This window comes from Streptomyces sp. NPDC048295 (genome assembly GCF_040652135.1).
In the GTDB taxonomy this organism is placed as follows: Bacteria; Actinomycetota; Actinomycetes; order Streptomycetales; family Streptomycetaceae; genus Streptomyces.
The window spans coordinates 172,396-186,479 of sequence record NZ_JBEZLL010000016.1; the positions used below are offsets into that span (position 1 = coordinate 172,396).

Consider the following 14,084-nt stretch of genomic DNA (forward strand, 5'->3'; position numbering starts at 1 on the left):
TTCACATATGCCGTGCCGCGGCGCCACGACTCTAGGAGTACAGCCTTGCCCGACGTGAACAGTGCCTCTGTGAGCGACAAAGTAGCGATCATCGGCATGGGGTGCCGACTGCCCGGCGGTGCGTCCGACCACCGCGCGTACTGGCAGAATCTCATGGAGGGCAAGGACTGCATCACACCGACACCGGCCGATCGCTACGACGTCGGCAGCCTCGGCAGCAGACACAAGGAGAAACCCGGACGTCTGATCGGCGGACGCGGGGGATACATCGACGGATTCGACGAGTTCGACCCCGCCTTCTTCGGCATCAGCCCGCGCGAGGCCGACCACATGGACCCGCAGCAGCGCAAGCTGCTGGAGGTCGCCTGGGAGGCACTGGAGGACGGTGGCCAGCGGCCCGCGGAGCTCGCCGGCAGCAACACCGCAGTGTTCGTCGGTGCGTTCACGCTGGACTACAAGATCCTGCAATTCTCCGACCTGGGATTCTCGTCACTCGCCGCCCACACCGCCACCGGCACCATGATGACGATGGTCTCGAACCGACTCTCGTACTGCTTCGACTTCCGCGGGCCCAGCCTTTCGATCGACACCGCGTGCAGTTCCTCGCTGGTGGCGGTGCATCTCGCCTGCCAGAGCCTCAACAACAGGGAGACCGATCTCGCGCTGGCCGGTGGCGTCCTGCTGCACATGGCGCCGCAGTACACCATCGCCGAGACGAAGGGCGGATTCCTTTCGCCCGACGGCCGTTCACGCGCCTTCGACGCCACCGCCAACGGCTACGTACGGGCCGAGGGCGTCGGTCTGGTCGCGCTCAAGCGGCTGGACGACGCCCTGCGCGACGGCGACCCCATCCACGCGGTGATCCTCGGCGCGGGCGTCAACCAGGACGGCCGGACCAACGGCATCACCGTGCCCAACGCGGACGCCCAGGTCTCGCTCATCCGGCGGGTCTGCGGCGAAGCCGGCATCACGCCCGGCGACCTCCAGTACGTGGAGGCGCACGGCACCTCCACGCCCGTCGGCGACCCCATCGAGGCGAACGCACTCGGCCGGGCGCTGGCCGAGGGTCGCCGGCCGGACGCCCCCTGCTACGTGGGCTCCGTGAAGACGAACATCGGGCACACCGAATCGGCGGCCGGTATCGCCGGGCTGATCAAGACCGTGCTCTGCCTCAAGCACCGCCTCATCCCACCCCACATCAACCTGGAGAACCTCAACACCGCCATCGACCAGAGCTCTTCCCCGTACCGCATCCCGACCGAGCCGACCGCATGGCCCCAGCACGAAGGACCCGCACGGGCCGGGGTGAACTCCTTCGGATTCGGCGGCACCAACGCGCACGTCGTGCTGGAACAGGCACCGGAGCGGGGCGCGCCCCCGGCCGCGACCGGCGAACGGGCCTGGAACGTCCTCCCGTTGACCGCCCGTGCCCCGGAGGCCCTGCCGGAGGTGGCGGCCGGCATCCGCCGCGAGCTGGCAGGCGTCGACGGGCCCGGGGTGTCCCTTCCCGACCTGGGCCACACACTGGCCCACCGCCGTCAGCACCTGGAGTCGCGGCTCTCCGTCGTGTACTCCTCACGGGCCGGGCTGGACGAGGCACTCGCCGCCTTCCTGCGCGGCGAACCGCACCCGGGGGTCGTCCAGGGCAGGCAGCTCGAAGCCGAACAGCGCGGCCTGGTCTGGGTCTTCACCGGCATGGGACCGCAGTGGTGGGGGATGGGCCGCCAACTGCTGGAGAGCGACGAGACGTTCCGGGACGCGGTCACCCGCTGCGACCGGGCCATCCGCTCGATCGCCGGCTGGTCCCTCATCGAGGAGATGAAGGCCGACGAAGCCGGGTCGCGCATGGGCGAGACCTGGCTCGCACAGCCGGCCAACTTCGCCGTCCAGGTGGGACTCGCGGCCATGTGGCGTCAGTACGGCGTGCGGCCCGACGCCGTGGTCGGTCACAGCACCGGGGAGGTCGCCGCCTTCTACGAGGCAGGGGTCTACACCCTGGAGGACGCGGTGAAGGTGGTGGTGCACCGCAGCCGGCTCCAGCAGAAACTGACCGGCACCGGCACCATGCTCGCGGTGAGCCTGCCCGAGGAGGAGGCGCAGTACCGGGTGGCGGCGCTCGGGGACCGGGTGTCCGTGGCCGCGGTCAACAGCCCCTCGGCGGTCACCCTGGCCGGCGACCGCGACGCGCTGGCCGCGCTGGCGGACGGGCTGCGGGCCGAGCAGGTCTTCAACAAGTTCCTCACGGTCCAGGTTCCGTACCACAGCGCCGGCATGGAGTCGATCAAGGACGAACTGCTCACCTCGCTGGAGGGACTCGACCCCCGCGCGGCCACGGTTCCGGTGTACCTGACCGGGCAGGAAGGCACGGCCCACGGCAGCGAACTGGACGCGTCCTACTGGTGGAAGAACGTCCGCCACCGGGTCCGCTTCCGCTCCGCCGTCGACCGGCTCGCCGACGACGGGTACGGACTCTTCCTGGAGATCGGCCCCCATCCGGTGCTCGGCCACTCCATCCGCGAGTGCCTCGAAAGCCGGGGAGCGGCCGCACGGACCCTGCCGTCGATCCGCCGTCAGGAGAACGAACCGGAGCGCTTCGCCGCTTCGCTGGCGGAGCTGCACAACCTCGGCGTACCCGTCGACTGGGACACCCTGCACCCGACGGGCAGACCGGTGGTCCTGCCCCGCTACCCCTGGCGACGCGACCGCTACTGGACGGAGCCCGCGCCCGTCGCCCAGGTCCGTCTCGGCCGCGCCGACCATCCTCTGCTGGGCCGCCGCACCGACGACACCGAGCCCACCTGGCACGCCACACTGGACACCGAGCGGCTGCCCTACCTCGACGACCACCGCATCCAGTCCACGGTGGTCTTCCCGGCGGCGGGCTACCTGGAGATGGCCACGCAGGCGGTTCGCGCCCTGACCGGCGGCACCCATGTCGTCCTGACGGACATCGAGTTCCGCAAGGCCCTGTTCCTGCCCGAGGGCGAGGACCGGGCCGTACGCCTGACCCTCTCCTCGCAGAACGCCGCGTTCACGATCGCGTCGGCGAGTCAGGACGAGAGCGCCCGGCCGGTGCACGCGAGCGGCGTCGTGCGCTCGGGGCAGCCGCGCCCGGCCGGACCCCCCGCCGACACCGAAGCACTCCGGGCGCGCACCCGGCGCCGGCTGGGCGGCGAGGACTGCTACGCGGCCCTCGCCGGCCTGGGCTACCACTACGGTCCGGCGTTCCGGGCCATCGAAGAGGTGTGGATCGGCTCCGGAGAGGTCCTCGCCCGGCTCCGTCCGCCCACGGTGATCGGTGACGACGCCGCCGGACACCACATCCACCCCGTGCTGCTCGACGCCTGCTTCCAGTCGCTGCTGGCGACGCAGCTGCCCGACACCGGAGCCGAAGGCGTGGGCGAACCGGACCGGCGGACGACGGGGATCCGCCTTCCCCTGTCGATCGACGAGCTGCGCCTCGCCCCGGTGGGGGACCGGCCGATCTGGGTGCACGCGACGGTGACCCGCGGCGACGCGGACGAGCTGGTCGGGGACATGACCCTCTACGCGGAGAGCGGCGAGCCCCTCGGCGGCATTCACGGCTTCCACGCAGCCGACGTGGAGAAGGCGTCCACGGCGGTCGGCCTCGGCACGATCGACTCATGGCTCGCCGAGACCGTCTGGGTCGAGAGCCCCTCCCGGTCCGCCGAGGAAGCGGCCGAGGACGGCGACGGCTCCGGCGACGGCTCCGTCTCTACCGGCGGCGACTGGCTGGTGTTCGCCGACCGCGAGGGCCTCGGTGACGCCCTGAGCGACCTGCTCACCACGCGCGGCGAGCGCTGCCACCTCGTACGCCCGGGTGACACGTACCGAAGAGACGGCGAAGGCGGCGGGTTCACGGTCGTCCCGGGATCCGCCACGGACCTGGAGCGGCTCTTCGCCGACCTGGGCGAAGGCAGCGAAGGCAGCGGCGGCGGGGGAGCCGTCGGCCACATCGTGCATCTGTGGAACCTCGACCTGCCCCACCTCGCCGAGGCCACACCGCAGGACCTCGTACGGCACAGTGGCACTGGGGCGTACTCGCTGATCGCGCTCGCCCGCACGCTGCTGCGCCGCGAGGCGGCCGGCCGGCTGCACATCGTGACCCGAGGTGCGCAGAACGTCGCGCCCGGCGAAACCGTCGAGCCGCTGGGCGCACCCGCGTGGGGAGCCGGACGGGTGCTCCGGCACCAGGAGCTGCTCTCCCACCCCGGCAAGCTGATCGACCTGGACCCCGGCGCGCGGTGCGTCGACGACGGACGCCGGGCCGAGGCCCGGGCGCTGCTGCGTGAGTTCCTGACCGACGACGAGGAGGAGATCGCGCTGCGAGGCGCGGGCCGCCTCACCTGCCGGATCCGGCAGGCCGAGCAGCTGACGCACCCCCTTCCGCTGCGACTGCGCACCGACGGGAACTACCTGGTCACCGGTGCTTTCGGAGCGCTCGGACGGCTGCTCTGCCGGACCCTCGTCCGGCGTGGGGCGCGCAGTCTGATCCTGGTCGGACGCACCGTCCTGCCGGAGCGCTCCACCTGGCGGGCCCTGGACCCCGGCACCGCCGAAGGCCGTGCCACCGCCTTCGTCAAGGAGCTGGAGGCGCTCGGGGCGCGGGTCGTCCTGGCGCCGCTCGACATCACCGACGAAGCCGCGTTCACGTCCTGGCTGGATGCCCACCGGCGTACCGACCCGCTCCCGGTCCGCGGCGTGTTCCATCTCGCCGGCCAGGTCCGCGACACGCTCGTCGGGGACATGGACCGCCGGACGTTCGCCGAGGCCCACGACCCCAAGACCGTCGGTGCCTACCTGCTGCACCGCCACCTTCGGGACGAACCGCTGGACCACTTCGTGCTGTTCGCCTCGATCGCCTCCCTGCTGACCACGGCGGGCCAGACCAACTACGCCGCGGGCAACGCCTTCCTGGACGCACTGGCCCACCACCGCCGGGCACTCGGGCTGCCGGGGCTGAGTGTGGACTGGGGCCCGTGGGCCACCGGCATGATCGAGGAGCTGGGGCTCGTCGACCACTACCTCCACAACCGCGGGATGAGCTCGCTCGCCCCTGACGTCGGCATGGCCGTGCTGGAACGCGTCATCGGTCAGGACCGCGCCCAGCTGCTCGTCGCGACGGTCGTCGACTGGCCGGTGTTCCTCGCCTGGTACGCCTCACCGCCCTCACTGGTCGCCGATCTGGCGGAGGCGGCCCCCGCCGGTACGGCCACCGGGCCGGGTGAGGGCGTCCTCGACACCTTCCGCGAAGCGGACCCGGTGGAACGACTGACCCTGGTCACCGGACGTTTCATCGCGCTGACCGCCTCGGTGCTGCGGACCGGGCCCGAGCGGATCGACGCGCAGGCGGGGCTCAACGCGCTGGGACTCGACTCGCTCCTGGCGATGGAGCTGCGTGCCCGGCTCAGCTCCGAGCTCGGCGTCGCCCCGCCCGTGGTGGCCCTGCTCAGCGGAACTCCGGTTGTCGAGCTGATCACCCAACTTCATGACAGCCTTGCCGAGTTGGTGGCTCATCAGGCCGGCGGTGCCGACACTGCCGCGGTGGAGGTGTTCGAGGACGAACTCCGCCACCCGCTGACGCAGAACCAGAAGGCCCTGTGGTTCCTCAGGCAGCTCAACCCCGAGGGCTACGCGTACAACATCGGCGGCGCGGTCGAGATCCGGGTCGAGCTCGACCCCGACCTCATGTTCGAGGCCGTCCGCTGCATGGTGGCGCGCCACCCCGCGCTGCGGACCAACTTCCTCACCGTGGACGGCACCCCCATGCAGCAGGTGTCGCCGGAGGCGAGCGCGGACGTCGCGCTGTTCGACGTGCAGGACCAGGAGTGGGAGGACATCCACAGCACGATCGTCGCGGAGTACCGCAGGCCGTACGACCTGGAGCGGGATCCGCTGTTCCGCTTCCGTCTCTTCAAGCGCGCCGACGACCGCTGGGTGATCATGAAGGCGGTGCACCACATTGTCTCCGACGCGATCTCCACGTTCACCTTCATCGAGGAGCTCCTCGCGGTGTACGAGGGGCTGCGCCAGGGGCACGCCCCCTCGCTGCCGCCCGTCACCGCCCGCTACCTGGACTTCCTCAACGCCCAGAACCGCTTCCTGGCCGGGCCCGCCGCGCCGCGCATGCTCGACTACTGGCGCTCGCACCTGCCGGCCGAGGTCCCGACCCTGGAGCTCCCCGTCGACAAACCCCGTCCCGCCGTGCAGACGCACAACGGGGCGTCGGAGTTCTTCGTACTGGACACCGCGCTGACGGCCCGGGTGCACGCCCTGGCCCGTCAGCACGACGTGACCCCCTTCATGGTGCTGCTCGGCGCCTACTACCTTCTGCTGCAGCGCTACTCCGGCCAGGACCAGGTCATCGTGGGCAGCCCCGTGACCGGCCGGACCGAGCAGGAGTTCGCCTCCGTCTACGGCTACTTCGTCAACCCGCTCCCACTCCACGCGGATCTGTCCGGCGACCCCTCGGTCGCCCGGCTGCTGCAAGAGGTCCGTACGACCGTGCTGGGCGGCCTGGACAACCAGGAGTACCCGTTCGTCCTGCTGGTCGACAAGCTGGGACTGCAGCACGACCCCAGCCGCTCCGCGGTGTTCCAGGCCATGTTCATCCTGCTCACCCACAAGGTCGCCACCGAGAAGTACGGCTACCGGCTCCAGTACATCGAACTCCCCGAGGAGGAGGGGCAGTTCGATGTGACGTTGTCCGTCTACGAGGACGAGGCGGAGCGTCGCTTCCACTGCGTCCTGAAGTACAACACCGACCTCTTCCTGCCGGAGACCATGCGGCGGATGGCATCGCACTACACCGCACTGCTCGACAGCATGACCCGGGCCCCGGCGGACCGGCCCACCTCCCGGCTGGAGATGCTGGACGCCCGGGAGCGCGAGCTGCTGGTCGGCGAGTGGAGCAGCGCCGGGCGCACCGGGCCGCCCCCGGGCACGGCAGCGGGCGAGACGGAGGCCTTCCGGCCGGTGCACCGGCTGATCAGTGAGGCCGCCGCCCGCCGCCCGGACGCGGTGGCCGTCACGGCTCCGACGCCCCACGGGACGGCCCATCGGATGACGTACGGGGAACTGGACCGCAGGTCCGGAGAGCTGGCCCGGCGGCTGCGAGGCGCCGGGGCCGGCACCGGCTCGGTGGTGGCGCTCTGCCTGGACAAGTCGCCCGAGCTCGTCGTCGCGCTGCTCGCGGTCCTCAAAGCCGGCGGCGCCTACCTCCCGGTCCCGGCCGACCATCCGGCCGACCGCGTCGCCCGGACCGTAGAGGCCGCGGGCGCCACCCTGGTCGTCACCGAGGACGATGCGGGCCGCGACCGGATGGCGGGACTACCGGTTCCGACACTGACGCTGCGCGAGCTGCACGGGGCCGAGCCCGCAACGGACGACCGGAGCGGGACCGGTTCAGGCGCCGAGCACCCGGTGGGCCCCGACACGCCCGCGTACGTGATCCACACCTCCGGCTCGACCGGCATCCCCAAGGCTGTCCGGGTCAGCCACCGCAACCTCGCCTCGGCGTACGGAGCCTGGCTCCAGGAGTACCGGCTGGACCGCGATGTGCGGGTGCACCTCCAGATGGCCGCCCCGTCGTTCGACGTCTTCACCGGAGACGTGGTGCGTGCGCTGTGCTCGGGCGGGAGCCTGGTGCTGGTCGACCGGGATCTGCTCTTCGACACCGAGCGCCTCTACACCACGATGCGCAAGGAGCGCGTGGACTGCGCGGAGTTCGTGCCCGCCGTCGTGCGCGGCCTCATGGACCACTGCGAACGCCGGGGCCTGCGGCTGGACTTCATGCGTCTTCTGGTCGTCGGATCCGATGTGTGGAAGGCCGGGGAGTACCGCAGGCTGCACGAGCTGTGCGGGCCGGGGACCCGTCTGGTCAACTCCTACGGGGTCACCGAGGCGACCATCGACAGCGCCTGTTTCGAAGGGCCCGTCGACGACCTGGAACCCGGGCGGACGGTGCCGATCGGACGGCCTCTGAGCAACAGCACACTCCATGTGCTCGACCGGCACGGTGAACCTGTGCCGCCGGGGGTGCCCGGCGAACTATGGATCGGTGGGGACGGCGTCGCCCTCGGCTACGCGGGCGACCCCGAGCTGACGGAGCAGCGTTTCGTCACCCGGACCCTGAGCCGGGAGCCGGGCGCGAGCCCCGTACGTCTCTACCGCAGCGGGGACGCGGCGCGCTGGGACGCGGACGGGCGGGTCCATCTGCTCGGCCGGGTCGACGGCCAGATCAAGCTCCGGGGCCACCGGATCGAACTCGGTGAGATCGAGGCCCACCTGGCCCAGTGGCCGGGCCTGGTCCGCGCGGTCGTCACGGTGCGTCCCGACGCCCGGGGCGAGGACGTCCTCTGCGCCTACTGCGTACCGGCCGAAGGAGCGGTACCGGACCGGCGCGCGCTGCGCCGGCACCTCGCCGACCGGCTGCCCGCATACATGGTTCCGGCACACTTCGTCACCCTGCCGGAGCTGCCGCTGACCGCCAACGGCAAGGTCGACCACGCCGCCCTGCCGGCGCCCCGGTTCGACGCGGACGACGAGCCCGAGGAGAAGCCGCGCACACCCTTCGAAGTAAGCATGGCCCGGCACTGGAAGGAACTGCTCGGACTGGAGCGGGCCGGGCTGACACACGACTTCTTCGAGGCCGGCGGCAGCTCCATCAAACTGATCGAGCTGATCCACCGGCTGCGCAAGGAGTACGGCGTCGGCATCCCCGTCAGCCTGCTGTACCGGGTGACGACCCTGCACGGGATGGCCGCGTCGCTGGAGCGCATCGCCACCGGCTCGGACTTCGACGACCTGCCCTGCCTCAGCTTCAACAGTGATCAGGAACGGACCGTGTTCTGCTTCCCGCCGGCGGGCGGCCACGGACTCGTCTACCGGGAGTTCGCCGCCAGGCTGCCCGAGTACCGGCTGATCGCCTTCAACTACGTCCCCGGCGCGGACAAGGTGGCCCAGTACGCCGACCTCGTCGAGGCCGACCGGCCCGAGGGCCGCTGCCTGCTGCTCGGCTACTCGCTCGGCGGCAACCTCGCCTTCGAGGTGGCCAAGGAACTGGAGGGCAGGGGACGCGAGGTCGCCCATGTGATCGTGCTGGACTCGCACCGCATCCTCGAACCGTACGTACCCGGCCCCGAACACATCGAGTTCTTCGAGGCGGAACTGGCCGAACACCTGCGCAAGCACACCGGATCGGACGCCGTCGCCCGCGAGACGCTGGACCATGCGGCGGAGTACCTGGCCTTCAGCGGCCGCACACCGAACCTCGGAACGGTCGCCGCGACCGTCAGTGTGGTCACCGACCAGGAGAAGACGGCCCTCTACGCCGCCGACGCACGCGGCACCTGGCACGGCAGCTCGATCACGGCCACGTCCGTGCTGCGTGGCTCCGGGATCCACGCCGACATGCTCGACCCCAAGCACGCGGCCCGCAACGCCGAGCTGGTGCGCGGCATCCTCCAGGAGGGGGGCCCCGATGCCCGATGAGGCGGAGGACGAGTGGAGCACCCGTGACCGGGCGGAGGGCGACGGCCCCCGGGTCATCGTCATCGGCGCCGGCGTCGCGGGAATGTCCACCGGGTGCTACGCGCAGATGAACGGGATGCACACCCGCATCTTCGAGAAGCACGTACTGCCCGGTGGCTGCTGCACGGCCTGGTCGCGCGACGGCTACATCTTCGACTACTGCATCGAGTGGCTGATCGGCACGGCCGCCGGCAACGAGGCCAACCAGGTCTGGCGCGAACTGGGGGCGCTCGACGGCAAGAGCATCACCAACTTCGAGATGTTCAACCGGGTCGTCGACGAGACCGGCCGCTCCGTGACCTTCTACAACGACCCCGACCGGCTGGAACGCCATCTGCTCGAACTCTCGCCCGCCGACGCCCGGCTGATCCGCTCGTTCTGCCGGGACCTGCGCAGGTTCATCGACATCGAGCTGTACCCGTTCCTGACCGCCCCCGCCCTGCGGACCGTACGCGAGAGAGCGGCATTGCTGCGCACCGTCCTGCCCGCGTTCCGGCTGTTCTGGCGCACGGCCTCGACGCCGATGCACGCGTTCGCCGACCGGTTCCAGGACCCGCTGCTCCGCCGGGCGTTCCGCAACATCTTCTTCCAGGACCCGGAGGGCTTCCCGCTCCTGCCGTACCTGTTCAACATGGCCGGCGCCCACCACAACAACGCCGGTTTCCCGCAAGGTGGTTCGCTGGGCCTGTCCCGTTCCATCGAGGAGCGCTACACCTCGCTGGGCGGCCGGATCAGCTACCGGGCACGCGTCGAACGGATCCTGGTCGAGGACGGGCGTGCCGTAGGCATCGAACTGCGCAACGGCAGGCGGTACTACGCCGACCACGTCGTCTCGGCCTGCGACGGCCACACCACGATCCACGGCCTTCTGGAGGGCCGGTTCACCGGACCGCGGATCGACAAGCTGTACGACGAACTGCTGCACCGCCCCGGCGCCCTGTTTCCCGCGGTGGTCTCCGCCTTCGTCGGCATCCGGGGCGAGCTGGGCCCCGGCCGTCCCCACAGCACCACATATCTGCTCGCCCCGGAGGATGCCGAGCGACTGCCCGGCGCGCTCCAGAACAGTGTGGTCGTGCAGCTGCGCTCCGACTACTCGGACGGATTCGCCCCGCCCGGCAGATCGGTCGTCCACTGCACCTACTTCAGCGACTTCGGGTACTGGAAGGAGCTGCGGGCCGCCGACCGCAAGGAGTACCGCGAGAAGAAGCGCCAAGTGGCCGACTTCGTCAGGGGATTCCTGGAGCGCCGGCTGCCAGGGGTGGGGGAGCGCATCGAGCTGGTCGATGTCGCCTCCCCGGCGACCACCCGGCGCTACACCGGCAACCACGACGGCTCCATCCTGGCCTGGAAGGCGTTCTCCGAGGCCGACGACATCGCTGCCAAGCTGGTCGGCAAGGACCGTATGCGCCTGCCAGGCCTGCGCGGATTCTCCATGGCCGGGCAGTGGGTCGGCATGGGCGGACTGATCCGAGCCGCGTCCACCGGGCGGTTCGTCGTCCAGTACCTCTGCGACGAGCTGGGGCGCGGGTTCACGGCGTCCGAGAGCCGAGGCACCGAGCCCTGGCACACCGGGAAGCTGGGCCGGCTGCCCCAGCTCGACAAGTGGTCCATGCGTGGTGAAACCCGCACATGAACACCGAGGAGAACAGGGACATGCCGCGTACCGAACGAGAGTCGATGATCATCATCGGCGCAGGGCTGGGCGGTCTCTCCACCGGCTGCTACGCCCGGATGAACGGCTACCGGACCCATGTCCTGGAGATGCACGAACTGCCCGGCGGCTGCTGCACCGCCTGGGACCGCGGAGACTTCAGGCTGGACCCCTGCGTCAGCTGGCTGCTGGGCAGCGGCCCCGGCAATGAGATGCACCAGATCTGGCTGGAGCTCGGCGCGCTGCAGGGCAAGGAGGTCCGGCACTTCGACGTGTTCAACGTCGTGCGCGGAAGATGCGGCCGGGCGGTGTACTTCTACTCCGACCCCGACCGGCTCCAGGCCCACCTCACGGAGCTCTCACCCGCCGACTCCGCCCTGATCAGGGAATTCTGCAGACAATTGCGCGCCTTCCGCAAATGCCTCGCCGTCTATCCCTTCCTCAGACCGGTCGGCCTGATGCCGCCGATGGAGCGCTGGCGGATGCTGGCTTCCTTCATCCCGTACTTCAACGTCGTGCGCAAATCCATCGGCGTCCTCATGACGGATTTCTCGGCCAGGTTCAAGGACCCCCTGCTGCGCGAGGCGTTCAACTTCATCCTGTACGAGAAGCACCCGGCCTTCCCCGTGCTGCCCTTCCACTTCCAGCTCGCCTCGCACGCCAACCTCTCCGCAGGCGTCCCCGAAGGCGGATCGCTCGGACTGGCCGAGTCGATCGAGCGGCGCTACCGAGGGCTCGGCGGCGAGGTGACCTACAACGCCAAGGTCGAGGAAGTACTGGTCGAGGACGACCGCGCGGTGGGGGTACGGCTCAGCGACGGGCGTGAACTGCGCGCCGACATCATCGTCTCGGCCTGCGACGGACGCACCACGATGATGGACCTGCTGAAGGGCCGCTATCTCAACGAGGCGTACCAGCGCCTCTACACCCGGACCATCGAACAGCCCGGCATGGTGTTCCCGGGATACTTCACCCTCTTCCTCGGCCTGCGCCGGGAATTCCCCGACGCCGACCCCTGCACCACCTATCTGCTCGACGAGACGGAGGCGGCCGCACTGACCGGCATCCGGCACCCCAGCATCAACGTCCAGTTCCGCAACAGGCACTATCCCGAGCTCTCCCCGCCCGGGACGAGCGTCGCGTACGTCACCTACTTCTGTGACATCGCCCCCTGGCGTGCCCTGGACGAGGGCCCGGAACAGGCGACCCGGACCCGGGGCGGGAAGGAGCTCCATACGCTTCCGGTACGCCACGGCCGCGGCTACTACGCGGCCAAGCGCCGGGCCCGCGAGACACTCGTGGCATTCCTGGAGCGACAGCATCCCGGCATCTCGGACGCCATCGCCGTACGCGACGTGTCCAGCCCGCTCACCCAGGTCCGCTACACGGGCAACTACGACGGCACGGTGCTCGGCTGGCAGCCGTTCGTGGAGAGCGGGGAAACGCTGGAGGAGCTCGTCAAGAAGCATGGCCCCGGTCTGCCCGGGCTGCGGAACTTCTACCAGTCCGGTGTCTGGGCCACCACGGGCGGTCTGATCCGCGCCGCGGCGGCCGGCCGGCACGTGATGCAGTTCGTCTGCCGCGACGACGGGCGCGAGTTCACCGCGTCCGTCGACCGGAGCGGTCCGCCACCGACACACCGGGTGATCGAGGTGGGGCCGCGACCGGTGCCACGGCCCGTCGCAGAGGGCCGCCCGGCCCTCGTCGAGAGAGAGGGAACGGGATGAGGGCCAGGAAATGGGTGGTGCGCGAGCACATCGAGGGCGTTCCCGACGTCGAAAGGGTCTACGGGCAGGTCGAGGAGGAGATCGACACCGAACTGGCCCCGGACGAGATGCTCCTGAGGACGCGCTACGTATCGGTGGACCCCTACCTCCAGGGCATCGCGCTGGACACCCCGCTCGGTGCGCACATGGGGGCCGACTCGATCATGGAAGTGCTGGAAGCGGGTCCGCAGGCGGCCCATCGCCCCGGTGATCTGGTGCAGGGGTTCGGCGGCTGGCGCACCCATCTCGTGAGCAACGGCGCGCCCACCCCGTGGCAGACCGGGACCTTCCCGATGGTCTTCCCGGCCTACCGCCGCCTGGACCCCGGCTGGTACGACGAGGCGCTGCCGCTCCCCACCGCGCTCAGCGTCATGGGCGGCCCCGGCATGACCGCCTGGGGCACCCTGACCAAGTTCATGTCGATCAGCCCGGGGGACACCGTCGTGGTCAGCGGCGCCTCCGGCTCGGTCGGCTCACTGGTCGGCCAGCTGGCCAAGCTCGCGGGCGCCCGGGTGGTGGGCACCACGTCGACGGCGGAGAAGGCGGACTACCTCGACGAGCTGGGATTCGACGCGGTCGTCGTCTACCGCCACGGCGACGACAGCGAGGCCGTACGGGACGCCCTGCTGTGGGCCGCGCCGGACGGCGTCGACAAGTACTTCGACAATCTGGGCGGCACCGTCACCGACGCCGTGTTCTCCATGCTCAACATCGACAGCCAGGTGGCCGTGTGCTGGCAGTGGGCCACCCAGGTCGGCCGTGACGTCACGGGGCCCCGGCTGCTCCCGTACATCATGTTCCCGCGCGCCCATGTACGGGGCATCTTCTCGCTGGAGTGGTTCACCGACGAGAACTGGCGCGCGCTCCACGACGAGCTCGGGGGCCTGATCCGGCGGGGCGAGGTGCGCTGCGGGCACACCCTTCACCACGGCTTCGAGAACATCCCTGACGCCTATCGGAGCCTCTACCAGGACACCGGGGCCAGCCGGGGCAAGGTGCTGGTCGAACTCTGACGCCGGCCCCGCAGACTCCGCATCCCGCCCGTACCCGCGCAAGCATGGAGGTCCCGTGTCCTGCCCCGCCGACGCCGATGCCCACGTCCGCCCCGGCCCGCA

4 protein-coding genes are annotated in these 14,084 nt (G+C 70.5%); all 4 read left to right on the forward strand.

Translation table 11 applies throughout. From position 1 onward, the window contains the following. The first annotated feature begins 45 nt into the window (after positions 1-45). The 4 genes from AB0D53_RS23975 to AB0D53_RS23990 are packed head-to-tail and all read left to right on the forward strand — an operon-like array spanning position 46 to position 13,982. The gene (locus AB0D53_RS23975; RefSeq protein WP_362449816.1) at positions 46-9,513 is read left to right on the forward strand and encodes an amino acid adenylation domain-containing protein; all 9,468 of its coding nucleotides are present in this window, start codon (positions 46-48) and stop codon (positions 9,511-9,513) included. Then, positions 9,503-11,185: an NAD(P)/FAD-dependent oxidoreductase gene (locus tag AB0D53_RS23980; RefSeq protein WP_362449818.1), complete on the forward strand. Its 1,683-nt coding sequence runs from the start codon at positions 9,503-9,505 to the stop codon at positions 11,183-11,185. Before AB0D53_RS23975 ends, AB0D53_RS23980 begins: the two co-directional genes overlap by 11 nt. Positions 11,186-11,205: 20 nt before the next feature. Continuing rightward, positions 11,206-12,930, forward strand: a complete 1,725-nt coding sequence (locus AB0D53_RS23985) for an NAD(P)/FAD-dependent oxidoreductase (RefSeq protein ID WP_362449820.1) — start codon at positions 11,206-11,208, stop codon at positions 12,928-12,930. Beyond that, the gene (locus AB0D53_RS23990) at positions 12,927-13,982 is read left to right on the forward strand and encodes an NADP-dependent oxidoreductase (RefSeq protein WP_362449822.1); all 1,056 of its coding nucleotides are present in this window, start codon (positions 12,927-12,929) and stop codon (positions 13,980-13,982) included. The genes AB0D53_RS23985 and AB0D53_RS23990 overlap by 4 nt, the downstream gene beginning before the upstream one ends. Positions 13,983-14,084: the final 102 nt, after the last annotated feature.